This is a genomic window from Rhodococcus sp. MSC1_016 (genome assembly GCF_023667485.2).
GTDB classification, from domain to species: Bacteria; Actinomycetota; Actinomycetes; order Mycobacteriales; family Mycobacteriaceae; genus Rhodococcus_F; species Rhodococcus_F oxybenzonivorans.
Genome location: NZ_JAMOZI020000002.1, coordinates 316,578 through 340,990, shown reverse-complemented (window position 1 = coordinate 340,990; position 24,413 = coordinate 316,578). Strand labels below are relative to the sequence as shown.

Genomic DNA, 24,413 nt, shown 5'->3' with positions numbered 1-24,413 from the left:
GTGTTCGCCTACATCGACGAGTTGTCCGCCGCCAGCGTGTCGGGGCACGGACGAACTGGCCACCACCGGCCAGGTGCGCCAGCGATATCTCGACCGGCTCACCCGCGAACTGCTGAACGGCGCAGCCCCCGACGTCCTCGTGGCCGCCGCTGAACGGGCCGCGTGGACACCCCCGGAAACGCTGACTGCGGTCCTGACCGCTCACGGGCACAAGCTCCCACCGCTCGACCCGCGTACCCTGCGGCTGGTTGACGATCTACCGGGCCTCACCGGGGCCGAGGACCTCACGGCCCTTCTGATACCTGACCTGAATGAACGGACTCGCCGTGACCTTATTGCGAGATTCGGTGATCGGCCGCTTGCAGTAGTTGGTCCGGTGCGGCCATGGTGTGCGGTCGCGTCGTCATTCGATCGGGCGCGCCGGGCGCTCCGGTTGGCCCTCGGGGACGCGGGGGCTCCCGTTGATACCGACGATCATCTGACCGAGGTGGTCCTGCGATCTGATCCCGAGGCGCTCACAGACCTGCGGGACCGCGTCCTCGCTCCCCTGGCCGGACTCCGCGCCGGGTCCCGGAACAGGCTCACCGAAACGCTGCGAGCGTGGCTCCTGCACCAGGGGCGCCGTGACGACATCGCCGCCGCACTATTCGTCCATCCGCAGACTGTTCGATATCGGCTGAACCAGCTGCGGGACTTGTTCGGCGACCGCCTCGGTGACCCCCGGCAGGTGTTGGAGCTCACCATTGCCCTGGGATGCCCGCACTGAATCCGGCTCAGGTGGAACGGTTTCTGCGCTACCGAGGGGCGCCGGACGTACGTACGGAGTATTCGAATACGCATTTACGCGTGTCACGTCGAGGAGGACCCGCATCCGGCTCGGAATACGTTCGGTCAGGGGGTCGCCGGCTGGCCCGGTAGGGTCGCGGGGTCGTTGCGTACAGCCTCGGAGTTGGTTTCCGGTAGTAGTGCGGCGCACAGAACCGTGAGCGCGCCCATCGCGGCGATGAAGGCTGATACCCAGGTGGTGCTGCCTGTCTGTGCGATGAGCGCGGTCATGATGAAGGGTGTTCCGCCGCTGACGGTGATGGCGGAGAGCTGATAGGACACCGATGCCGCGGAGTATCGGACGTTCGGTGCGAACAATTCCCCGATGTATGCCGCGATGGGTCCGTAGGTCAGGGAGGAGAACAGGCTGCCGACGGTGACGGCGACGAAGCACCAGATCAGGGACCCGGTATTGACGAGCCAGAAGTAGGGGAATGCCCAGAGGGCGATGAGTGCGGCGCCGATCAACACCACGGGCCGCCGCCCGATCTTGTCGGAAAGGTGCCCACCCCACATGATGAAACCGGCAGAGATCGCGGTGGCCAGGAGCGAGATTCTCAGCAGGTCGTTGCGGCTGTGTCCGAGTTCGGTGGTGCCGTAGCTCAAGATTCCGGCGATATTGATGTACAGGAACGCGTTGATCGCCGCCATGAGTCCGCTTGCGAGTAGGACTGTGCGCCAGTGCCGGGTGAGTGCCTGCGCGAGGGGAGCTCGCACGACCCGGGCCGCCGAGTTCGCGGTGTGTTGTTGCAGTTCGCGGAACTCGGGTGTGTCTTCGACCTTGGTGTGGATGTACCACACGACGGGGAAGAGCAGCGCGCTGAAGAGGAAGGGGATACGCCATCCCCACGCGAAGAACGCCTCGGTGGAGATGGCGGCGGTGGCGGCGAGGAACGCGAGATTCCCGAGGATGATGCCGAGCGATACCCCGATCTGGCCGAAGGTGCCGGAGAAGCCTCGGCGTTTCGGGTTCGCCGATTCTGTCAGCAGCAGCACGATGCCACCCCATTGCCCCCCGCACGCCAGTCCCTGGACGAATCGTAGGGCTACCAGCAGTATCGGTGCCCAGATCCCGATCTGCGCGGTACCGGGCAGGCACCCGATGAGGAAGGTGGCTGCGCCCATCAGCAACAGGCAGGTCAGTACGGCGGGTTTGCGGCCGTATTTGTCGCCGTAGTGGCCGGCGATCAGTCCACCGAGGGGGCGGGCGATGAAACCTGCCCAGAATGTGCTGAAAGACAGCAGGGTTCCCATCAGGGCCGAGGCATCCGGAAAGAACACGTGCGGAAATACCAGTGCTGCGGCGGTGCCGTAGAGGAAGAAGTCGTACCACTCGATCGAGCTGCCGAACAATCCCGCGGCGAGCAGCTTGTGGTGCGCGCGCTGCCGTGTCTTGTGCCCCTGCGGCGGGGTGAGGGCGGTGTCTGTCTCTTCAATCGCTTTGTCGGTCATGGGAGTGCTCCTCGACGGAAGTCGACCCGGTGAGAGGTCGAGGGGAGGGGTCAGGGTGCCGCGGCGCGGGCGTGCGCGTCGTGACGAAAGACGCAGAAGAACAGCGGGGCGGGCCCAGGCGGGGCGGCGCGCCATTTTACGGGTTATCGGGCACGAGGTAGAAAGGCTGCTGGACAGGCGGATTCGCGATCGGAGGCGCAAGATCGGCGACCGGGGTGTTCGATCTATGCCGCCGACCGCGAATCCGAAGGGTTTACTGCTGGCCGGGGACGGCTTCTGCGACCGGTGCGAGGAATCGACTCACGGATTCGGCGACGCAGACCGGTTTATCGGAGCCGTCACGTTCGACGGTGACCAGAACAGTGGTCTGGACCCCGCCTGGGATCTCGTCGACCGCGAGCACCCGGCCGTGCGCGCGGATCCTGGAGCCGACCGGCACCGGTGCCGGGAACCGCACCTTGTTCAGCCCGTAGTTGACCGCCATGCTGATCCCGTCCACCACCATCAGGTCTTCGAGAAACGCGGCCACCAGGGACAGTGTCATGAATCCATGAGCGATGGTGGTACCGAACGGTCCCTGGGCGGCCGCTTGCGGATCGGTGTGAATCCACTGACGATCTTCGGTCGTGTCGGCGAACGTGTTGATCCGGGCCTGGTCGATGTCGATCCATCGACTCGTTCCGAGATCGGCATCGACGGATGCCCGCAGCTCGTTCAGTCCTGCGAAGTGGGTCATATCGCGATTCCTCCGTCCACGGGCAGGACCACACCGGTGATGTAGCCGGCCTCGGCGGATGCGAGGAAGGCGACGGCCGCGGCCATTTCCTGGGCGTCGGCGAAACGCCCGAGCGGAATCTGCGCCGTCATTTCCGTTTTCTTGCCCTCCGGGATCGAGGCGACCATCCGGGTTTCGGCGTTCGGGGAGATCGCGTTGACCGTTACCCCGAACCGGGCGAGTTCTTTCGCGGCAGTCTTGGTGAACCCGATGATCCCGGCTTTGGCCATCGCGTAGTTGGCTTGGCCGGGGTTGCCGTGCAAGCCGGTGTAGGAGGTGACGTTGATGACCCGCCCGTGGTTCTGGGTCCGGAAGTGGGGAACGCAGGCGCGGGTGAAACGAAAGGTTCCGCCGGCGTGCACGGCCATGACCTGTTCGTAGTCGTCGTCGGTCAGCTTCCACAGCAGCCGGTCCCGAAGGATGCCGGCGTTGTTGACCAGGACGTCGATGCGGCCGGTCCGCTCGATTGCGAGGTCCACCACCGATTGCACGGAGTCGGAGTCGCTGACGTCGGCGAGGGCACCGTGACAGCGCAGTTTCTCGGTCGCCTCGTCGAGGGCCACCTTGTCGAAGTCGACGAGCACGACCTCCGCGCCGGCGCCTTTGAAGAACCGGCCGATCTCGAAGCCGATGCCGCGTGCCGCGCCGGTGACGATCGCGGTCTGACCGGTGAAGTCGAAGGTTATGTTGGACATGGTTTCACTCATGTTCAGCTCAGGCGTTCGAAGATGATGGCCATACCTTGGCCGCCGCCGACACACATCGTTTCGAGACCGAACTGCTGGTCGCGTTCTTGGAGGGAATGCAACAGGGTGGTGGTGATGCGTGCTCCGGTCGCACCGAAGGGGTGGCCGAGGGCGATGCCGCCGCCGTTGACGTTGAGGCGGTCGAGGTCGATGCCCAAGTCGCGGTAGGACGGGATGACCTGGGCTGCAAAGGCTTCGTTGATTTCGACGAGGTCGATGTCGTCGATCGTGAGGCCGGCTTTGGCGAGGGCACGACGCGATGCCTCGACCGGACCGAGTCCCATGATCTCCGGAGACAGCCCGCTGACGCCGGTGGCCACGACCCGCGCCAGCGGTGTCAGGCCCAGCTTCGTTGCGGTGCTGTCGCTCATGATGACCAGCGCCGCGGCACCGTCGTTGAGCGGGCAGGCGTTGCCGGCGGTAACCGTGCCGGACTCGCGGAAGACGGTGCGCAACCCTGCGAGCGTGTCGATGGTGGTGCCCGGGCGGGGCCCGTCGTCGGAATCGACCACGGTTCCGTCGGACACGGTGATGGGGCTGATCTCCCGTGCAAAGAATCCGTCGGCGATGGCTTTCTCGGCCAATTGCTGGGATCGGGCGGCGAACTCGTCCTGGTCGGCGCGGGAGATTCCTCGCAGGGTGGCGACGTTCTCCGCGGTCTGACCCATGGTGATGTAGATGTCCGGCAGTTGACCTGCCGAGCGGGGGTCGGTCCAGGTGTCTGCGGTGCGGGCAAGTTCGGCGGTGCGGGCCTGTGCGGCGGAAAAGAGCGGGTTCTGGAACTGCTCGTCGCCGGCGCCGACACCGGTCATCTGCGGGTAGCGGGAGACGCATTCGACGCCGGCGGAGACGAAGATGTCGCCGTCCCCGGCTTTGATGGCGTTCGCGGCCATGCGGGTGGTCTGCACACTCGACGAGCAGGCGCGGTTCACCGTTGCCCCGGGTACGGTGTCGAGGCCGAGTTGGACGGCGACCCGGCGGGCGATGTTCTCGCTCTGCTCGCCCGAGTGTTCCCAGGCACCGAGATAGAGATCTTCGATGGTCGACGGGTCGAGTGCGGGCACCTTGTCCAAGGCTGCGCGAATCACCTGCGCGGCGAGGTCGTCGGGGCGCATCTCTCGGAGCGATCCCTTACCGGCGCGTCCGATGGGTGAGCGGGCCGTGGCAACGATTACTGCTTCTGTCATGAATGTTCACTTTCTGATTCGAGGAGGTGAGCAGGTGTGTGCGCGAATACGGCGGATCGGCACGTGCCTCGGCCGGGTGGCGCGGCACGCCGGATTAGAACCAGTTCTCGTTGATGTCGAGTGTGGTCCGGTCCAAGCTGGCCAGCAGATCGAATTGATGGTCGGTCTTGGGTAGTTCGTGGGTGAAGAAGTATCGGGCGGCGTGGCGTTTGCCCTCGTAGAAGTCCCCGGTCTTGCCTTCGGCGGTCAGCGCCTGCTCGAGCCAGATCCAGGCGATGACGCAATGTCCGACCGCTTCGAGGTAGGTGCTCGCGTTCGCGAGCGCGAGTTCCGGATCCCGTGTCCGCCAGAGGTGCTCGGTGACGGTGGCGATGCGCTGGGTTGCCTCGTGCAGGCGCTCGCCCCACTCGCGCAGTGGCGTGGAGGTGTTGGTGGCGCGTTTGCTGGTGGCCTCGAAAGTCTCGAGGAGAAGACGCAGTGCGGCGCCGTCTGCCATGAGGACCTTGCGGCCCAACAGGTCGAGCCCGTGGATGGCGTGCGTGCCCTCGTGGATGGCGTTGAGGCGGTTGTCCCGGTAGAGCTGTTCGACGTTGTAGTCGCGGGTGTATCCGTATCCACCATGGATCTGGATCGCCAGGGAGTTCGCTTCCAGTGCCCATTGGGACGGCCAGCTCTTCGTGATCGGGGTCAACAGTTCCAGGAGCAGTTCGGCGCGCTTGCGGGCAGCGGGATCGTCGGCGGTGTCGACGTCGTCGACGAGGTGGGCGCAGTACAGGCCGAGGGCCAGGGCGCCTTCGACATAGCTTTTCTGCGCCAGCAACATTCGTCGCACATCCGGATGCGTGATGATCGGCACCTGCCCTTCCTGGGGTCGACCGAGCGGGCGACCCTGGATGCGGGTGCGCGCGTAGTCGAGCGACTGCAGGTACGCGGTGTAGCCCAGCGCGGTCGCGGCGAGTCCGACACCGACTCGGGCCTCGTTCATCATGTGGAACATCTGGGTCAGGCCCTGATTTTCCTGCCCGACAAGGTATCCGACCGCTCCGGCACGACCGGCGGGACGGTGGGTGCCGTCGCCGAGATTCAGCAGGGCGTTGGTGGTACCGCGGTTGCCCATCTTGTGATTGAGACCGGCAAGAGCGACATCGTTGCGTTCACCGATCGTGCCGTCGCCGTTGACCAAATACTTGGGGACGATGAACAGGGAGATGCCCTTCACCCCGGCCGGGCTGTCCGGGGTTCTCGCGAGCACGAGGTGGACGATGTTCTCGCTGATTTCGTGGTCGCCACCGGTGATCCACATCTTGGTGCCGGTGAGCCGGTAGGTACCGTCGTCCTGCGCGATCGCCCGGGTGGTGAGATCGGCCAGCGAGGATCCGGCGCCCGGCTCGGACAGGCACATCGTGCCGAAGAACCGGCCCGCGAGCATCGGCCGAACCCAGCGGTCGATCTGGGCCTCGGTACCGTAAGCCTCGAGTAGGTGAGCGTTGGCGATGGTGAGGGCGGCGTAAGCGGAGGTGCTGATGTTCGCTGCCTGCAGCCACGCGAACGCGGCCTTCGATACCACGTAGGGCAGCTGCATTCCGTCGAGACGCGCGTCGAACTCTCCGGCAAGCAGGCCGGTCTCGCTCAGGGCAGCGAGGGCGTCCTTGATCTCCGGGACGGTGACGACGGCGCCGTTGGGGTCGATCGACGGCTCCTGGGTGTCTCCGAGTTTGTTGTGCGGGGCGAAGCGCTTGGTTGCCAGCTCTGCGGTGAGGTCGAGCACCGCGTCGAACGTCTCTTGCGAGTGCTCGCGGTAGCGCTCGCGCGTGCATAACGACTGCACCTCGAGCCACTCGTAGAGCAGGAAGTCGAGATCACGGGGATCGAGCAGGGGCGGGTCGGATTTGAGGTTGCGCTTCATGCGGCGCCTTCCAGTTCGAGAATCAGCTTTCCGGTGTTCTCACCGGCGAACAACCGCGCCAATGTCTTCGGGAACGCGAGGATCGAATCCCGAATGATGTCTTCGGCAGCGATCAGGGCACCGTCGGTGATCCACCGGGCCAACGCCTCGATCGCTTCGTCATAGCGGTCCTCGTAGTCGGTGACGACGAAACCCTCCATCCGTGCCCGGGCGATCAGCAAAGCCAGGTAGTTGTCCGGCCCTTGGGCGCCGGTCGTGGAGTTGTACTGGGACACCGCGCCGCAGAGCACCACCCTCGCCCGCTGGGCCAACCGCAGCAGCCCGTCATTGAGGATGTCGCCGCCGACGTTGTCGAAGAACACGTCCGCGCCATAGGGTGCGTGGGTGCGCAGCGCCTGGCGAATGTTCTCGGACTTGTAATCGATGGCGGCGTCAAACCCGAGCTCGTGGACGAGATAATGGCACTTCTCCGCTCCACCGGCGATGCCGACGACCCTGCCGCCCTGCAGCTTCGCGAGCTGCCCGACGGTGCTGCCCACCGCGCCGGCAGCGCCGGTGACCACGACCGTCTGCCCGGGCTGGAACTGCCCCACGTCAAGTAGACCGAAGTACGCGGTCAGCCCGGTCAAGCCCAGGACACCAAGGTAAGCGCTGGCCGAAACCGGCAGTTGACGGTCGATGCGGCGCACGCCCCGGCCGTCGCTGAGCGCATATTCCTGCACCCCGAACTCCCCGGTGACCAGCTCACCGACCGGGAAATCGGGATGGCGGGAGACGACAACCGTGCCCGTTGCGTAGGCGCGCATGACCGCCCCGACCTCCACCGGCGGAACGTAGGACCGGCCGGCATTCATCCAGCCACGCATCGCCGGGTCGAGGGAGAGCTGCTGGATCTGCACCACGAACTCGCCGTCGCCGGGGCTCGGCACCAGCTCGGTGACCAGATCCCAGTCCGTCTCCTTCGCGGCGCCAACCGGACGGTGGGCAAGACGAAATTGCCTGTTCATACTCACTTCCCGGTGAACCGGGCCGGCCGGCGTTCGACGAATGACGCCATCCCCTCACGTCCGTCGTCGGTGTGCAGCAGCGCGGACATGTCGGAGTCGAGGCGGTCGAAGGCAGCCTGTTCTCCTTCGATGCGTGCCCGGTGTGCCGATTCGAGGGTCGTCTTCACTCCGAGCGGTCCGGACTTCTCACTGATGTACTCGGCGATCTCGAGGGCGCGATCGAGTTGCTTACCCGGGTCGACGACCTCCTGCACGAGACCGATCCGCAGCGCCTCGGCCGCGTCGTAGGGCTCACCGGTGAGCAGCCAGCGCATGGCATTGCCCCACCCGGCGTCGCGCGGCAAACGGATCGTGGCGCCACCGAAGGCATAGATCCCGCGATTGATTTCCATCTGCGAAAACTTCGCATCCGACGCGGCGATCCGGATGTCGGCGGCGAGCAGCAGCTCGATCGCCAAGGTCATCACCCAGCCCTGCACCGCCATCACCAGCGGAGTGGTCCAGATGCCGTCCTTGCGCCACGGGTCCCGCAGGCCGGGCTGGGTGTAGTCGAGAACTCCTTCCTCGATCCGGGGGCCAACCTCTTCGAGATCGAGTCCACCCGTGAAGTGCTTTCCGTGACCGAACAGCACCCCACACCGAATCTCCGGATCGTTCTCGAGCAGGTGGTACGCGCGAGCGAGCTGGTCGATCAACTCGAGATTGAACGCGTTGTACTTCTCGGGACGATTCAGCCCGATCAGCAGCACATGGCCGCGCCGTTCCACCGTGACGGCCGGTTCACCACCACCCGTGGTGCGCCCAGCCAACTCCGTGCCCACTGTGTCAGTCACAACGAGACTTCCCTTCATGATCATTGCCGGTTCCTGTCTCCACGCCAACATTAGTAGTAAAGTGCTACTAAAACAACCCACTAGACGTACCGACTTGGCACCCCATCTGTACGGGAGGGCTGGCGATAATCCTTTATATGCAAGTGATCCCCGCGTCTACAAGTTGAAGGCGCCATGCGTTACTCTGCCCGATAGTTTCAAATAACCACTAAAGATGGGATCTTTCGATGGGTCTGCTCGACATGTTCCGACTCGATGGCAAGGTAGCCGTTGTTACCGGTGCTTCTTCCGGTCTCGGGGTCGCGTTCGCGCGTGGTCTCGCCGAAGCCGGCGCCGATCTCGTTCTGGCTGCGCGCCGCGTCGACCAGCTCGAAAAGACCAAGGGCATGGTCGAAGAAACTGGCCGGCGCGCTGTCGTGGTTCGAGCCGATGTCTCGCTGCCCGAGGACGCGACCCGCATCGTGAACGCCGGGCTGGCCGAGTTCGGCAAGGTCGACATACTGGTCAACAATGCCGGTATCGCCTCGGCCGTACCGGCGACACGGGAGACGCCCGAGCAGTTCCGAAATGTCATGGATGTCAACCTGTGCGGTAGTTACTGGATGGCTCAGGCATGTGGCCGCGTGATGCAGCCGGGTAGCGCCATCATCAACATCGCCAGCGTTCTGGGGCTGACCACCGCCGGGCTGCCGCAGGCGGCCTATACCTCGAGCAAGGCGGCCGTTATTGGGTTGACGCGCGATCTTGCCCAGCAGTGGACCGGGCGCAAGGGCATCCGCGTCACAGCCGTGGCCCCGGGATTCTTCGAGTCCGAGATGACCCAGACGTATCCCCCCGGCTATGTCGAGCAGACACTTGCACGTGTGCCGTCCGGGCGGTTCGGGCACCCGGAAGAACTCGCCGCGACGATCGTGTTCCTCGCCAGTAAAGCCGGCGGATACATCACCGGTTCGACGCTGCCCGTCGACGGCGGGATCGTCATCACCTGACGTTGCGGCGTGCCTCGCTCGCCGTGCACCCGTCGAGGTCTGCCGACCGGCCGGTCAAGGCCTGTCCGCGGACTTCGACGGGGGTCGCAGATCGCCGCCTCATTCGTAACCTGACCACGACACTCACGAACCGAGTCGGCTCGAATGGGACGTGCGTAATCGCTACCGAACAAGTGGGAAAGTCTACGAGAGCGTTCGTCGAGTAGTTCTATGGCGAGCGAGATCGTTCTTTGGTGTCTTCAGCTGCGCGCTTGTGCCATGCCGTCTCCGTGACGGAGGGGAGCGTGTGATGCAGCGAACTACTCGGAGAGTAGCGAATTGCAACTACCAGATCTAGAGTGGTGGTATGAAGCATGACGAACTGTTCGAAGAGAACTGCGCGATCGCGCGCTCCTCTGCAGTGCTCGGGGAACGTTGGATGTGGCCGATTCTCCGTCAGGCCTTCAATGGTGCGCGACGATTCGACGAGTTCCAACGCGGTATCGGTGTCGCGCGCAACATCCTCACCGACCGACTGAGCCTGCTCATCGAGCAGGGCATTCTCGAGCGCCGCGCTGACCCCGAGGGTGGGGCGCGTCAACAGTATCGCCTGACCGCAAAAGGGCACGATCTCTTTCCCGTGTACGTCGCCTTGATGGCATGGGGCAACGAGTGGACAGGACTGGCCGCGCCGCCGGTCGATCTTCTACACAAGCCCTGCGGACATCGGATGACTCCGCGTGTCGTCTGTTCGGATTGCGGTGAGGAAATCACCGACCGCGACACCGAACCGGTGGTGGGTAAGGGGTTGTTCGTCTACCGCTGAACCGCGTCCGCTCCACCGATTCGGTCGTCCGGTGTCGTCTCTTACTTGTCCGTCAGCAGGGACGGTAGCTGTGTTCGCGCGATCTTGCCGGTCGGCGTTCGTGGCAGTTCGGTGGTCAACACGAATCGCCGTGGCGATTTGTACGCGGCAAGATTGGCGCGCGCATAGTCGCGAAGATGCTCCTCCGACACTGGAGCACCGGTTCCCACGATGAAGGCGACGATTTCTTCCCCCACCCGCGCGTCCGGAATCCCCACAACGGCTGCCTCGGCCACGGCCGGATGCTCACGCAGGACAGCCTCGACCTCGCCCGGGTAGACGTTGAATCCGCCCCGGATGATGACCTGCTTCAACCGATCCACCACGTACAGGTAGCCATCCGCGTCGATACGGCCGATGTCGCCGGTTGCCAGCCAGCCGTCGGTGATCGCAGCCCCGGTGGCCGTGAGATTGTTCCAATACCCCTTCATGACGTTCGGTCCCCGCACGATGATCTCGCCGAGCTGGTCGGTGGCCACTTCGGCGCCCAGCGCATCGACGATCTTGACGTCGACGCCCGGTAAGGGATGGCCCACCGAGCCCGGCCGGATCGGAACATCGGCTCGGTTGTACGCGACTGTGGGGGAGGCTTCGGTGAGGCCGTAACCTTCGATGACCGGGGTGCCGAGACTGCTCTGTGCCCAGTCCCGCACCGCGGGAGGCAGGCCGGCCCCGGCGGTCGACAGCCGTCTCAGTGGGATGCGGAAACTCAGTCCCTCGCAGCTGGTCATCAACATCTGCAGATGGGTCGGTACGGCAGCCAGCATCGACACCTGCCCGCCATCGATCAGTTCGGCCACGTGGCGGGCCTCGAACTTTTCGATCGGCCACATCGACGCTCCCGCTGTGAGTGTCAGATTCAAGATTGTCAGGCCCATCGTGTGAAACAACGGCAACACACCGGCGACGACATCGGTCTGTACGGGCCCGATGATCGCCGGATCCGACAACTCGGCCACATTGAAGAGGAGATTGGCGTGGGTGAGCTCTGCACCCTTGGGAACCCCCGTGGTGCCCGAGGTGTAGAGGATCACCGCGGTGTCATCGGGTGCGACCGACGTCATCGGAGCTCGGTCTTGATGTCGACGCAACTGGTCGAGTGCCACCAGAGTGACCGGCCCGTCCTCGACCCATGATCGGACCTGGCTGCGGCCGATCAGAACTTTCGCACCGGAATCACCGAGGTAGTGCGCTGCCTCCCGCGGCGTCAGTGCCGGGTTCATCGGAACCGCGACGGCCCCTATCCCCAGCGTGGCGTAGAAAGCGACCGCGAAATCCGGCGCGAACGTCAGGCTCAGCGCCACGCGGTCACCACTGCTGATGCCGAGTTCGAGGAGCCCGGCACGGGCCGCGCTGATCTGCTCGGCCAGTTCGCGGTACGTCACCGTGACGTCGGGTCCGACGAACGCCGGGCTCGCCGGGGCCTGATCGGCGCTGACGTCCACGAGGTTTGCGAGGTTATACATCCCACTCCTTCGACTGTCGCTGCGGTGGAGACGCCGCATGCAAAGAGCATCCTACGAACTATAAGTAGCAAAATGCAACGGACAGGTACCTGTCCACCTGATCTCGCATCACGGAACTGCGGCTCGTTTCCACGCGTGGTAGCTGTAAATGACTCACATACAGCTTATTAGAGAAACGACCGATTCGGGTGTCTCGGTTTGCGTCCAGCTGATCGAATCTCCTACATTAGTTGCAAATCAGTCCCCGCCGACGTGACGCAATCTCGGCGGCGTCGATGTCGAGGGAGAACAGCATGATTGCAGTCATCGCCGAGGTCTACGTGAAAGACGGTGCAGCAGGTGAATTCGAGGCGGTGGTAGAGACACTCGCCAGCAGGATGCGCGAGGCCGAGCCGGGAAACCTGATGTATCGGCTGACCCGATCACGATCGGAGAATCGGCAGTACAAGTTCATCGAACTCTATGCGGACAGTGCAGCCCTGCGAGCTCATGGCGATTCCCAACATTTCCGGCAGTCACTCGAGTCGATGGTCGGCCTACTCGACGGCGAACCCCACATCGAGTACCTCGACGCTGTGCACTTCGGGCAGTGAAGGCGCCGCCGCAGCGACTCGACCCGGTGATAAGAAGAAGTCCACTGATCAGCCTATGCCGCGCTGATCGGCGAAAGGGAGATGCATGCTGCCAGCCGGTGTCCGGCAACTGACAACGGAAATGGTTCCTTCAGAAGACTGGAGCTGGCGGATCGATGCTGCGTGCGGAGGCGGTAAGCGATCGGTGTTCTTCTCTCCAGACGGTGAGCGCGGTGCCGCTCGGGCACGGCGCGAGGCCAGGGCCCGACGAATCTGCCAGGCCTGCCCCGTACTTGCCGCATGCCGGGACTACGCGCTGGCGGCGGCAGAGCCTTTCGGAACCTGGGGTGGGATGACCGAAGCCGACCGTCGGCGACATGCCCAACTCATGCGCCGCCAACAGCGACGGCTGCGATCCGCCGCTGATTCTCGGTGACCAACACCGAACACATTGGAGGCGGGGAGCCCGGCGCACTTGACGACATCCCGCGAACCAACCAAGCGGCGATAATGTGCGAGGGGGGCGGTTACAGCTCGATCAGGTCGTGATCGCGGACCCTGTTGGCGAGCCGCCTCAGATGTTCGTCGCTGCTCCCGAAGGTGTGCTCGATTGCCAGGAGCCGTCGGACGTACTGTCCGATGGCGTGTTCGGCGGTCATGCCGATTCCGCCGTGCATCTGGATCGCCTCCTGACCGATGCGGCGGGCGGACCGGCCGATCTGCAATTTGACGCGGGATGCGAGTATCTCGTCGGCGTCACCGTCGGCGAACTTCGCGGTCGCGTAGTCGCACATCCCGCGGGCCATTTCGACCGTGACGTACAGGTCCGCGGCCCGATGCGCGAGGGCTTGAAAACTGGCCAGCGGGACACCGAATTGCTTGCGAGTCTTGAGGTATTCGACGGTCAGCCGCAGCGCCTCGTCCATGATGCCGACCGCCTCCGCGCAGACGGCGAGTTGCCCGCTGATCACAGCGCGCCGAACGGCCTCGCTGGCGTCGGCGTCGCCGAGACGCTCGCCGGGGGTGCGGGCCAGGGTGAGCTCCGCGCCGCGCAGTCCGTCGTAGGTGGTGTAGGCATTGCGGGACAGTCCGTCGGCGGTGGCGTCGACCAGGAACAGGCCCAACCGGTCTCCGTCCTCGGATGTGACCGCGCTGACGATCAGCCGGTCTGCGCAGTCACCGCGAAACACCACGTTCTTCGTCCCGGTCAGCAGATACCGGTCGCCGTCGCGTTCGGCCTTCGTACCGACCGCCGGGCAGGACCAGCTACCGCCCGGCTCGAGGTGCGCGAAGGCCAGCAGCACCGTCCCGTCCGCCACCGCACGCAGAATCTCCGCGCACTGGGCGGCCGACCCGGTGTCGGCCACCAACTGTGTCGGGACGAGGACGGCGTCGGTCAGCGGTTCGAGGGCCAGGCTCCGGCCGATCTCGGTCATGGCCGCCGCGGCCGCGGCCGGTCCGGCGCCGAGACCGCCGTGTTCCTCGTCGATGGTCAGCGCGAGCAGCCCGACCTCGGCGAAGGCGGCCCACATCTCACGGCTCCACCCGAGTTCGGAGGCCGTGAGCGCGTGCCGGTATTCGGTGGTGTAGCGGCGGACGAGCATGTCCTTGACTGTGGTGGCGAACAGTCGTTGTTCTTCGGTCAGTGCATTATTCATGGTCTGTGCCTCACAGTCCGAGGATCGAGCGCGCGATGATCGAGCGCTGGACTTCGCTCGATCCGCTGTAGATGGTGGATTTGCGCAGGTTCAGGTAGGCCGGGACCGCTCGCCTCGACCCCGGTGTGGGATGGGTGGAGCCGGCGCCGACGGGCAGGGATTCGACCCCGGCCGCGTCCAGGAGCAGCTCCGTGCTCGCCTGCTGCAGCTCCGAGCCGCGAAGTTTGAGCAGGGAGGACACCGGGTTTGGTCGGCCGGAGCCGGAATCGGAGGCGACCTTTGCCTGCACGATCTCGAGGGCCAGCAGTTCGTTTTCGAGTTCGGCGACCTTGGCCGCGAACAGTGGGTCGTCGATCAGAACCCCGGCCCCGGCGGGCACGGTGGCGGCGTGCGCCTTGGCCTGGGACAGTTTGAGTTTGCTGAAGCCGACTTTCGCCACTCCGGTGCGTTCGAGCCCGAGGAGGAATTTCGCATAGTCCCAGCCGGCGTTTTCCTCGCCCACGAGGTTGGTTGCCGGAACCCTCACCTCGTCGAGAAAGACCTCGTTGACCTCGCAGCTGCCGTCGATCAGTTCGATCGGCCGGACGGTCACCCCCGGGGAGGTCAGGTCGATGAGCAGGAAGGAGATGCCCTTCTGTTTTTTGGCGTCGGGGTCGGTGCGGACCAGGGCGAAGATCCAGTCGGCGTGCTGCGCCAATGTGGTCCAGATCTTCTGGCCGGTGACGATGTAGTGGTCACCGTCGCGGACCGCTCGGGTCTTGAGCGAGGCAAGGTCGGAGCCGGCGTCGGGTTCGGAGAACCCTTGGGCCCACCAGATGTCGAGGTTCGCCGTTGCCGGCAGGAACGATTCCTGCTGTTCGCGGGAACCGAACTGGGCGATGACCGGGCCGACCATGTTCGTGTTGAAGGCCAGTGGTTCGGGCACCCCCGCTAGCTGTAGCTCATTGCGCCAGATGGTCAATTGCATGGGTGTCCAGTCGCGACCGCCCCACTCGGTGGGCCAGTGCGGGACGGCCAGACCGTTGTGGTTGAGGATGCGTTGCACGGTGACGAGGTCGTCACGGCTGGGTTCTTCGAAGTCGGCGACCCGCTGGCGAATGTCCGCGGGAATCTCGGTGCGGAATAAGTGTCGCAGCTGGTGGCGGAAGGTGGTGTGGTCGTCGGAAAGTGCCAGGGTCATCGGGCTGGTTGTCCTGCCTGCGGAAGTGCGGAGGGGGTCATGTGGGTGTCAGCGCCCGGTGAATTCGGCCGGGCGGCGCTGCAGGAAGGAGGTGACCCCTTCGGCACCGTCTTCGGTGTCGAGCAGTCGCAGCATGTCCGGCACCAGTTGTTCGGCGGCGATCCGTTCACCGTCGCGTTCGGCGCGACGGGCGGCGGTCAGCGTAGTCGAGACACCGAGAGGGGCCTGCGCGGCGATGAGCTGCGCGATCTCGAAGGCGCGCTGGAGCTGGTGTCCGACCGGGACCACTTCCTGGACCAGGCCCATCCGCAGTGCCTCGGCGGCGCCGAACGGTTCGGCGGTGAGCATGTAGCGCATGGCGTTACCCCAGCCGACCTCGCGGGGGAATCGGATGGTGGCCCCGCCGAACGGGTAGATGCCGCGGCTGATCTCCATCTGGGAGAATTTCGCGTCCTCGGCCGCGATCCGGATGTCGGTGGCCAGCAGCAGCTCGATTCCCAGGGTCATGCACCAGCCCTGGGTCGCGCTGACCACCGGCTTGCGGCGTTGGGCTCCGGTGAGCTGGCGGGGATCGACGCCGCCCTCGGGGATACCGCCGCGCCCTTCACGCAGTGCGTTGCCGACCTTCGCCATGTCCAGCCCGCCGGTGAAGTGGTCCCCGTGGGCATAGAACACCCCGACCCGGATGTCGTCAGCCCGCTCCATTTCGCCGTACGCGAGCGCGAGTTCGGCGCGCATCTCGAGGTCGAATGCGTTGCGTTTGGGCACCCGGTTGAGGCCGATGAAGTAGACGTGACCGACCTGGTGACGGGTGACGACCCGGTCGTCGGCGGGCAAGTCGAGTTCGGTGATCGCCGGGGCTTCGGTACTGGTCATGGTGCTGCCTTCCTTCGATGAATCGGGGTGTCGTGGTGCGTCAGGTCAACGCACCGAGGTGCCGACCTTGTGTCGTTCGATGGATTTGGAGAAGCCGCCGTCGGCCTTCGCACGCCGGGCCTCGTCGCTGAAATGGGTGAGCTGGTGTCCGTCGAAGTGCGCGTTGAGGGCGGCGTGGAACCCCTGCACCTCGAGGGTGCGGTTCAGCGAGCGCTTGAGCACCTTGGTGGCGAACGGTGGTGCCAGCGCCACCCGGTTCGCGAGCGCCGCCACCGCCTCGTCGAGCTGGTCGACGGGCACGACCCGGTTCACCATCCCGCTGGCCAGCGCATCAGCCGCAGAGAGGCGTTCCCCGGTGAACAGGAACTCGCGGGCCTTACGGTGCCCGAGCACCCACGGGTGCACCAGCACCTCCACCGCGCTGACACCCATGGTGTGCAGGACCGGGTCGGCGAAGAAGGCGCTGTCCGCGGCGACGATCATGTCGCACATGTTCGCGACCATGAAACCGCCTGCCACGCAAGCGCCGTCGACCCGGGCGATGGTCGGCTTCGGAAGATTGAAGATGTTGAGGCAGTAGTCCATGTACGAGCGGGACTCGTACTCCCACCGCTGTTCGGGGGAGAAGTCCTGGCGCTCGACCTGCCCCTCCTTGAGGTCGTGCCCGGCGGAGAAATGCCCGCCCTTGCCGCCGAAGACCACCGCCCGCACCTGCGGGTCGCCGCCGGCGCGAACGACCGCGTCGTTGAGCTCGTCGAGCAACTGGCTGTTCTCGGCGTTGCGCTGCTCCGGTCGGTTGTGCCAGATGGTCGCTACCGAACCGTCGATCTCGTACAGCACGTAGTCGTAGGCCACGTTCGTCTCCCTTGAAAGATGTGTGATGGGCGAGTGGCGACCACTCTGGGTCGTGCCCAACCCGCATTAAAACTTGCAGTGCATGTTTAAAGGTACATGCACGGCGGCCCCAGGGGAACCCTGTGCGAAGGAGAGGTTCGCGAAAATGGGGGAATCCCGTGCGAAGGAGGCAGTCGAGAGTCGGGACCCGTGCGAAGGAGGTAGGGCCGCCGACGGCGGCCGAGGATCAGCGCGTGGCGCCGAGTCCGATGATCTCGGAGTACTGCAGCGTCAGGCCGTCGATCAGGCAGGACAGGCCGCGCTCGAAGGCGGCGGTGTCGAGCTCGGCGTGCTTCGGCAGCAGGTGGGCCTGGCTCAGATGGGGGTACTGACCGGCGTAGAACGAGGGGTCCTCGGTGAAGCCGGCGAAGTAGGAGCCGAGCGCGGAGCCGGCAATGTAGTTGCGGACGGCGATGGCCACCTCGGTGGCCTGCCGCGGTGGCCAGCCGGCCTTGGTGAGACTGCCGTAGAAGGCATCGGCGAGCCGCAGCTGGGACGGCCGGGTGGCAGGTCCGCGCGCCAGAAGCGGAACGATACCGGGGTGTCTCTGCAGCGCGGACCAGTAGTTGCGCGCCCAGATCGGCAACGCTGTGCGCCAGCCGGCGGTCTCGAAGATCTCGGTGTCGACGGTGTCGAGAATGGCGTCGACCACCGCGTCGGTTACCTCGTCCATGGTCTTGAAATGGTTGTAGAGCGAGGGGCCCTGCACGCCGAGGCGGGCAGCGAGCTTGCGCGTGGACAGGGCGGCGACACCCTCCTCGTCGATCATGGCCATGGCTTCGCTGACGATGCGCTCACGCGAGAGCAGTGGTATCCGAGGTCGTCCCATGCTTACCAGCTTGGCACGAGGCGCCGACTCCTGTGGCTCGCCGGTAGGCGCGGGCGTTTCCTTTCCCGGACCGATCCCGTGGGAGTGACCCCCTTCACAAACCCGATTTCCGGGGTCTATTGTTTCAACTATCAGCGCTAGCTTTTGAGTCCGAGAACTCGAGCGGGCGCCTCCACACTTCGATGACAGGATTCTTTTACATGTCTTCTCCCGCGACATCCCTGCCGCCCAAGCCCACCGACCCGGGAGGGTCCCCGAGGCCGTCCGCGCGGGCCTGGTCGGTCACCGCCATGATCGTCATGTTCGCGACGATCAACTGGGCAGACAAGGCCCTCATCGGCGTCGTAGCCCAACCGCTCAAGGAGGAACTCGGTCTGACCTCCGCGCAGATCGGGTTCGCCGGCAGTGCCTTCTTCTTCCTCTTCAGTATCAGCGGCGCCGCGGTCGGCCTGATCGGAGACCGCGTCCAGATCCGATGGATCCTGTTCATCCTCGCCGGCATCTGGGGTCTGATCCAGTTCCCGCTCGTCATCACGGGTACCTTCGCGGTTCTCCTGGTCACCCGCATCGCCCTCGGCGCCGCCGAAGGACCGGCCACCGCGATGGCCAATACCGGAGTCTTCCAATGGTTCCCGCCGGAGAAGCGGGCATTTCCCTCGGCGTTGGTGACCTCCGGGTCATCGCTCGCCAAGATCGCCGCCGCCCCCATCCTCGCGCTCATCGTGGCCGCCTGGGGCTGGCACGCCGGCTTCCTGACGATGGCAATGGTGAGCTTCATCTGGTGCGGTGTATGGCTGTTCGTCGGTAAGGAAGGCCCCTACGCCCGGCGCGCCGGCGACGCGGACAGCGATTCCGCCACCAACGACAGCGAAACATCCCCGCACCAGCGGGTACGGTTGCCCTTCCGAGACATCCTGCTGACCAAGTCCTTCATCGGCGCGCTCATCGGCACGTTCACCGTGTACGGGTTGGTGTCTGCCTCGATCACCTGGATCCCCTCATACTTCGAGGCCGGGCTGGGCTACTCGCGGCTGTCCTCCGGATTCATGTTCGGCCTGCCCAGCATCGCCGCACTGGTGATGATGTTCACCTCCACGTTCGTCACCGACCGCCTCGCCGACCGCAACTTCACCACCCGCGTCACACGGGTGTGGACGACCACGGCATTCCTCGTGATCGGCGGAATCGCACTGGCGAGCCTGCCCTTCATCGGCGTCCCGGTCGCCGTCGTCGCCGTGTTGGTGTTCGGCTACGGCTGCGCCAGCGTCGCCCTGCCGATGATGAACGCCGTCGTCTCCCAGATCGCCCCGGCACACCAGTTGTCGAGCACCCTCGGGATCTTCCTCGCCGTCCAGAACCTGTCCGGACTCATTGCCCCCGTACTCGTCGGCATCCTGGTCGACCGCGCCCCCGACCCGCTGTCCGGATACTCCCTCGCTTACCAAATCTTCGGACTGTCCATCCTCGTCGGCGGCGTGGTCATCTTCCTGATGGTCCATCCCGCGCGCGACGCCGCCCGCGTCCAGGCGAAGCTCGCGGCCCGGGAGGAAGCCGCCGCTGCAGCCCACACCTGACCGCCCACCGAGCCCGCACCCCGCACTCGACACTCACGACCCGCGCGGCGAACGGCTTCCACGCCCACGCCGAGCCACCGCAAGGAGAACCCGCATTGTCTGCCCTCGACGACCAACCCTGGACCTCGCTGTACCCAGCCACGGTCGACGAACTCGACATCCCGACCGAGATGTCCCTGATCGACCTGCTACACGTGAGCAGGGACCGCTACGCCGACCAGACCGCACTGACCTTCCAAGACGGCACCTGGACCTTCGACGAACTCGCTGTGCAGTCGCACGCTTTCGCGCACCTGCTCACCGCGCACGGCTTCGGCCGCGGCGACCGCCTGGCAATCATCCTCCCCAACCGCCCCGAATACGTCTTCGCCCTGTTCGGCACCGTGATCGCCGGCGGCATCGTGGTGCAGGTCAACCACCGCTACCCGGCCGAAGAGATGCGCCGCATCCTCGACGACGCCGGCGCCTCCATGGTCATCACCACCGATCAGACGCTCGACCGGTGCGCCCCCGACGAAGGACAGTCGTTCCTCGGCCGACCGGCAATCCGCGTGGATACCGAGCCGAACCACCCGGCGGGGCTGCGCGGTAACAGCTTTGAACGCACAAGCGACTTCCTCCTCGACCCACCGGTGAACGTTGCGGTCGAATCCTCCGATGTCGCGGTCCTGCAATACACCGGCGGCACCACCGGCGCGGCCAAAGGTGTGATGCTCACCCACCGCAATCTGATCGCCAACATCGAACAGCGATTCGCCGTCACGTATGCACTGTTCGACCTCCCTGCGGGGGCCAAGACCGTCAACGTGCTGCCGATGTGCCACGTCTACGGCCTGACCTGCGTCACGTTGACGTCTGTACGCGGCGGAATGAACCAGATCCTGATCCCTGAGTTCGATGCGCGGGAAGTACTGGAGGTCATCAGATCCCAGCGGCCCGCCGTCTTCACCGGTGTGCCGACGATGTACATGGCGATGGGCCGCACCCCCGGCGTCGATGCGTCCGGACTCGACCGGGTCACCATCTACAACAGCGCCGGAGCCGGATTCCCGATCGAGCAGCTCGAACAGTTCGAAAACAAGACCGGCGGCCGGATTATCGAGGGCTTCGGCATCAGCGAGGCCTCCCCATCCACGCACCTCAATCCCGTCTTCAGTGACCGCCGCGTCGGCAGCATCGGAATACCGATGCCGCTGACCGACGTCCGGATCGTCGACCGCGACGGACACGACACCATCCCCCTTCCCGTGGGGGAGGTGGGGGAGATGATCATCCGCGGACCACAGGTCATGGCCGGTTACTGGAACCGGCCCGACCTCACCGACGCTGCACTGCGCGAGGGCTGGTTGCTGACCGGCGACCTCGCGCACATGGACGATGACGGCTACTTCTACGTCGACGGCCGCAAGAAGGAGATGATCGTCACCAGCGGCTTCAACGTCTACCCTGCCGAGGTCGAACAGGTACTCGCCCGGTTTCCGGGGATTCTCGAGGCCGCCGTCATCGGCGTCCCCGACCCATATCGCGGCGAGGCCGTGTGTGCCTACCTCGTCCACGACCCGGATCGACCCGTCTCGGAGACGGATCTGGACGAGCACTGCCGCCGTTTCCTCGTCGGTTACAAGGTGCCCCGCGAATACCGCTTCGTCCCCGCCCTGCCCCGAACTCCGGTCGGCAAGATTGCCAAAAACAAACTCGACACCACCGCGGCCGACGAAATCGTTGCCATGCTGACGAATCAGAAGGAACACGGCTGAGACATGCAGGCAATTACTCTGACCGGTTTCGGCGACCCCGACGTCATGGTGTGGACCGACCATCCCGACCCCGCTCCGGCTGCCGGGGAGGTGGTGATCGACGTCGCCGCCGCCGGCGTCAACCGCGCCGACATCAACCAACGACAGGGCCACTACCCACCGCCCGCCGGAGCGAGCGAGATTCTCGGGCTGGAAGTGTCCGGTGTGATCAGCGAAGTCGGGCCGGCGGTCTCCGGATGGGAGATCGGGGACCGCATCTGCGCCCTGCTCTCCGGCGGTGGGTACGCCGAACGGGTGGCGGTACCGGCATCACAGGTGCTGCCGATACCAGACGGCGTCGACCTGCACACGGCGGCGGCACTGCCGGAGGCGGCGTGCACGGTCTGGTCCAACCTCGCCACCACCGCGCACCTGCGCCGAGGCGAGACCGTGCTCATCCACGGCGGGGGTAGCGGCATCGGCACCCACGCGATTCAGGTCGTCAAAGCGCTCGGAGCCCGCAGCGCCGTCACCGCCGGATCGTCGAAAAAATTGGACGCCTGCCGTGGTCTCGGTGCCGACATTCTGATCAACTACACCGACGCCGACTTCGTGACGGCGGTCAAAGAGAACACGGACGGGCACGGGGTGGACGTCGTGCTGGACAACATGGGCGCCGCCTACCTCGCCCGCAACGTCACCGCCCTCGCCCACGGTGGGCGCCTTGTGGTCATCGGTCTGCAGGGCGGCTGGGACGGCACCCTGAACCTCGCGAAACTCATGGCCAAACGCGCCAGCGTGCACTCCACCAGCCTCCGCAGCCGCCCCACCGCCGGGCGAGGCGGCAAAGCGGACATCGTGGACGACGTCGTCAAGCACGTGTGGCCGATGATCTCTGCAGGCGCCGTACGACCAGTCGTGCACGCGGCACTGCCCATAGAGGACGTGTCCACCGCGCACCGGATGCTCGACGACCCCGACACGATCGGAAAGGTGCTGCTGAGTCTGACGTAGCCAGCTCCGCTCCACCTGCCCACCCAGCCATTGACCTCCGGCGCATGCATGGCCGCGTGGGTAACCGACGCGGCCACCCGGTCGTCCAGCCATCTCCAGATATCGCGAACCCCACCGACTACACCCATGAGATCGAAGCGGCACCTCGACCAAGACATCCTCGACCTCGCCATACTGTGGGCGCCGCTCGGCGGCCCCCCGGCCGACCGCGTATCGAGGGCATTCGGCCTCGGAATGTCCGAATACCGGCAGCGACTGCCACTCATCGTGCGCTTCCATCACCAACAGCCCACCACTACCTCACACGCGTCACCGGAACCGGTGTACGCCAAGTCAGTTCTCGATGGACTTGTCCCACTATTCACCTAGACCTCCAAGGACATCCCATGACTTCTTCCACCAGGTCCGTCATCGTCGCCGGAGCCCGGACCCCCGTCGGCCGGCTGACGGGTTCGCTCGCGTCACTCTCCGGATCCGATCTCGGTGGCATCGCCATCAAGGGCGCCCTCGACAAGGCCGGGGTGGCACCCGAACTGGTGGAGTACGTGATCATGGGGCAGGTCCTCACTGCCGGCGCCGGTCAGATCCCGGCCCGGCAGGCCGCGGTGAACGCGGGCATCCCGATGTCGGTGCCCGCCTTGACCGTCAACAAGGTGTGCCTGTCGGGTCTCGACGCCATCGCGCTCGCCGACCAGCTGATCCGCGCCGGCGAATTCGATGTCGTCGTCGCCGGTGGGCAGGAGTCGATGTCCCAGGCGCCGCACCTTCTCCCGAACTCGCGGAGCGGATTCAAGTACGGCGACACCACCCTCGTCGATCACCTCGCCTACGACGGCCTGTACGACATCTTCACCGAGCAGGCGATGGGCGCGCTCACCGAGGACCGGAACGCGAACACCGACAAGATCGGTCGCGAAGAGCAGGACGCCTTCGCCGCCGCCTCACATCAGCGGGCCGCGGCCGCGTGGAAGAACGGGCTCTTCGACGACGAGGTCGTACCCGTCACCATTCCGCAGCGCCGGGGTGAGCCGCTCCTCGTCACCGAGGACGAGGGCATTCGGGCCGACACCACGGCCGAGTCGCTGTCGAAGCTGCGGCCGGCCTTCAGCAAGAACGGCACCGTCACCGCTGGTTCCGCGTCGCAGATCTCCGACGGCGCCGCCGCCGTCGTGGTGATGAGCAAGGCCAAGGCCGAGGAGCTGGGACTCGAATGGCTCGCCGAGATCGGCGCCCACGGCGCCGTCGCCGGACCGGACTCGACGCTCCAGCAGCAGCCCGCCAATGCCATCGACAAGGCTTGCACCCGTGAGGGTCTCGACCCCTCGGCGCTCGATCTCGTCGAGATCAACGAGGCCTTCGCCGCCGTCGGCATCGAGTCGACCCGGCAACTCGGAGTCGACCCGTCGAGGGTCAACGTGAACGGCGGCGCCATCGCCATCGGGCACCCACTCGGCATGTCGGGGGCACGGGTCGTACTGCACCTCGCGCTCGAGCTGAAACGACGCGGCGGCGGAACCGGTGCCGCGGCCCTCTGCGGCGGCGGTGGACAGGGCGACGCCCTGCTCCTACACGCCCGGCCAGGCGTGTGACGAGTCAGTAGGTGAGCAGAGCCGAAATCATGACTTCAGTATGAACGGATCGGCGACTCACGACTCCGCCGGCACGAAACGTACGTGGCACACGATGCACACCACCACACGATGATGGCCGCGAACGTCCTGCCGCCACGTCCTGCGCGGACCGCCTTGTCCACCGTCAGCCGCAAATTGGTCAACTCGGCCAGGGGCCGCCAACGGAGACGGATCGCGGACGGACCACCCAGCCCGGGATTGATGCATCTGATGCAATACAGAGCAGCTGAGTTGACATAATATCCCCTATCGGCAAACTGAAAGTTACCGCTCGTCAGCTATTTCGGACACAATAGGGTGCGGGGGAAGCACACCCACCAACGCACCAACGTGAGCCGCATTCAGGGTCAGCCTTTCGCGGAGGCCGGTGCTTCTGGCGCCAATGGGCCCGCGACAGTCACGGATCCCACGATCGTCTG

General features: G+C 65.4%; 23 protein-coding genes. 10 read left to right on the top strand and 13 right to left on the bottom strand.

The genetic code is table 11. The annotated features are described in order from the left end of the window. Positions 1-73 precede the first annotated feature (73 nt). Positions 74-766, top strand: coding sequence for a PucR family transcriptional regulator (locus L1080_RS33915; RefSeq protein WP_250776728.1), 693 nt, complete (start codon positions 74-76; stop codon positions 764-766). 125 nt (positions 767-891) lie between these two features. On the opposite strand, the gene L1080_RS33910 is transcribed toward L1080_RS33915, so the two are convergent. The 7 genes from L1080_RS33910 to L1080_RS33880 form a co-directional block, all read right to left on the bottom strand. Beyond that, a complete protein-coding gene (locus L1080_RS33910; RefSeq protein WP_250776729.1) occupies positions 892-2,277 on the bottom strand; it encodes an MFS transporter in 1,386 nt (461 codons plus the stop codon). Between the two features lie 253 nt (positions 2,278-2,530). Continuing rightward, positions 2,531-3,013 carry a MaoC family dehydratase gene (locus L1080_RS33905; RefSeq protein WP_250776730.1) on the bottom strand — a complete coding sequence of 161 codons (483 nt, stop codon included), beginning with the start codon at positions 3,011-3,013 and terminating at the stop codon, positions 2,531-2,533. Further along, a complete protein-coding gene (locus L1080_RS33900) occupies positions 3,010-3,747 on the bottom strand; it encodes an SDR family NAD(P)-dependent oxidoreductase (protein WP_250776731.1) in 738 nt (245 codons plus the stop codon). Before L1080_RS33900 ends, L1080_RS33905 begins: the two co-directional genes overlap by 4 nt. 14 nt (positions 3,748-3,761) lie before the next feature. Beyond that, on the bottom strand, positions 3,762-4,985 hold the full coding sequence (locus L1080_RS33895; protein WP_250776732.1) for an acetyl-CoA C-acetyltransferase: 1,224 nt from the start codon (positions 4,983-4,985) through the stop codon (positions 3,762-3,764). Between the two features lie 94 nt (positions 4,986-5,079). Beyond that, positions 5,080-6,891, bottom strand: a complete 1,812-nt coding sequence (locus L1080_RS33890) for an acyl-CoA dehydrogenase (protein WP_250776733.1) — start codon at positions 6,889-6,891, stop codon at positions 5,080-5,082. Next, complete coding sequence (locus tag L1080_RS33885; RefSeq protein ID WP_250776734.1) at positions 6,888-7,898, bottom strand: NADP-dependent oxidoreductase; 1,011 nt, start codon at positions 7,896-7,898, stop codon at positions 6,888-6,890. The genes L1080_RS33890 and L1080_RS33885 overlap by 4 nt, the downstream gene beginning before the upstream one ends. 2 nt (positions 7,899-7,900) lie before the next feature. Next, on the bottom strand, positions 7,901-8,731 hold the full coding sequence (locus L1080_RS33880; RefSeq protein WP_250776735.1) for a crotonase/enoyl-CoA hydratase family protein: 831 nt from the start codon (positions 8,729-8,731) through the stop codon (positions 7,901-7,903). 227 nt (positions 8,732-8,958) lie between these two features. Here L1080_RS33880 and L1080_RS33875 point away from each other — a divergent pair, with 227 nt between their 5' ends. Together L1080_RS33875 and L1080_RS33870 are read left to right on the top strand one after the other, a co-directional pair. Further along, positions 8,959-9,720, top strand: a complete 762-nt coding sequence (locus L1080_RS33875; protein WP_250776736.1) for an SDR family NAD(P)-dependent oxidoreductase — start codon at positions 8,959-8,961, stop codon at positions 9,718-9,720. 346 nt (positions 9,721-10,066) lie between these two features. After that, positions 10,067-10,525 (top strand): winged helix-turn-helix transcriptional regulator, encoded by a 459-nt coding sequence (locus tag L1080_RS33870; RefSeq protein WP_250776737.1) that lies wholly within the window; start codon positions 10,067-10,069, stop codon positions 10,523-10,525. A 41-nt stretch (positions 10,526-10,566) separates the two neighbouring features. Here the strand turns inward: L1080_RS33870 and L1080_RS33865 are convergent, their stop codons facing one another. After that, positions 10,567-12,030 (bottom strand): AMP-binding protein, encoded by a 1,464-nt coding sequence (locus tag L1080_RS33865; protein ID WP_250776738.1) that lies wholly within the window; start codon positions 12,028-12,030, stop codon positions 10,567-10,569. Positions 12,031-12,323: 293 nt separating this feature from the next. Between L1080_RS33865 and L1080_RS33860 the strand changes: the two genes are divergently transcribed. Both L1080_RS33860 and L1080_RS33855 read left to right on the top strand, forming a co-directional pair. Further along, a complete protein-coding gene (locus tag L1080_RS33860) occupies positions 12,324-12,623 on the top strand; it encodes a putative quinol monooxygenase (protein WP_250776739.1) in 300 nt (99 codons plus the stop codon). A 121-nt stretch (positions 12,624-12,744) separates the two neighbouring features. Continuing rightward, positions 12,745-13,038, top strand: a complete 294-nt coding sequence (locus tag L1080_RS33855) for a WhiB family transcriptional regulator (RefSeq protein WP_374435723.1) — start codon at positions 12,745-12,747, stop codon at positions 13,036-13,038. A gap of 91 nt (positions 13,039-13,129) precedes the next feature. On the opposite strand, the gene L1080_RS33850 is transcribed toward L1080_RS33855, so the two are convergent. The 5 genes from L1080_RS33850 to L1080_RS33830 all read right to left on the bottom strand — a co-directional run bounded on the left by L1080_RS33850 (position 13,130) and on the right by L1080_RS33830 (position 18,039). Then, on the bottom strand, positions 13,130-14,260 hold the full coding sequence (locus L1080_RS33850; RefSeq protein WP_250776741.1) for an acyl-CoA dehydrogenase family protein: 1,131 nt from the start codon (positions 14,258-14,260) through the stop codon (positions 13,130-13,132). Between the two features lie 10 nt (positions 14,261-14,270). Further along, positions 14,271-15,440, bottom strand: a complete 1,170-nt coding sequence (locus L1080_RS33845; protein WP_250776742.1) for an acyl-CoA dehydrogenase family protein — start codon at positions 15,438-15,440, stop codon at positions 14,271-14,273. Positions 15,441-15,488: 48 nt separating this feature from the next. Beyond that, the gene (locus L1080_RS33840; RefSeq protein WP_250776743.1) at positions 15,489-16,316 is read right to left on the bottom strand and encodes a crotonase/enoyl-CoA hydratase family protein; all 828 of its coding nucleotides are present in this window, start codon (positions 16,314-16,316) and stop codon (positions 15,489-15,491) included. 45 nt (positions 16,317-16,361) lie between these two features. Then, on the bottom strand, positions 16,362-17,171 hold the full coding sequence (locus tag L1080_RS33835) for an enoyl-CoA hydratase (protein WP_250776744.1): 810 nt from the start codon (positions 17,169-17,171) through the stop codon (positions 16,362-16,364). A 226-nt stretch (positions 17,172-17,397) separates the two neighbouring features. Then, positions 17,398-18,039 (bottom strand): TetR/AcrR family transcriptional regulator, encoded by a 642-nt coding sequence (locus L1080_RS33830; RefSeq protein ID WP_250776745.1) that lies wholly within the window; start codon positions 18,037-18,039, stop codon positions 17,398-17,400. A 200-nt stretch (positions 18,040-18,239) separates the two neighbouring features. On the opposite strand from L1080_RS33830, the gene L1080_RS33825 reads away from it, so the two are divergent. The 5 genes from L1080_RS33825 to L1080_RS33805 all read left to right on the top strand — a co-directional run bounded on the left by L1080_RS33825 (position 18,240) and on the right by L1080_RS33805 (position 23,952). After that, positions 18,240-19,613 carry an MFS transporter gene (locus tag L1080_RS33825; RefSeq protein ID WP_250776746.1) on the top strand — a complete coding sequence of 458 codons (1,374 nt, stop codon included), beginning with the start codon at positions 18,240-18,242 and terminating at the stop codon, positions 19,611-19,613. A gap of 95 nt (positions 19,614-19,708) precedes the next feature. After that, positions 19,709-21,370, top strand: coding sequence for a long-chain-fatty-acid--CoA ligase (locus L1080_RS33820; protein ID WP_250776747.1), 1,662 nt, complete (start codon positions 19,709-19,711; stop codon positions 21,368-21,370). Positions 21,371-21,373: 3 nt separating this feature from the next. Continuing rightward, positions 21,374-22,363: an NAD(P)H-quinone oxidoreductase gene (locus L1080_RS33815; RefSeq protein WP_250776748.1), complete on the top strand. Its 990-nt coding sequence runs from the start codon at positions 21,374-21,376 to the stop codon at positions 22,361-22,363. A gap of 126 nt (positions 22,364-22,489) precedes the next feature. Further along, the gene (locus L1080_RS33810) at positions 22,490-22,732 is read left to right on the top strand and encodes a hypothetical protein (protein WP_250776749.1); all 243 of its coding nucleotides are present in this window, start codon (positions 22,490-22,492) and stop codon (positions 22,730-22,732) included. Between the two features lie 17 nt (positions 22,733-22,749). Beyond that, positions 22,750-23,952 carry an acetyl-CoA C-acetyltransferase gene (locus L1080_RS33805; RefSeq protein WP_250776750.1) on the top strand — a complete coding sequence of 401 codons (1,203 nt, stop codon included), beginning with the start codon at positions 22,750-22,752 and terminating at the stop codon, positions 23,950-23,952. Positions 23,953-24,413: the final 461 nt, after the last annotated feature.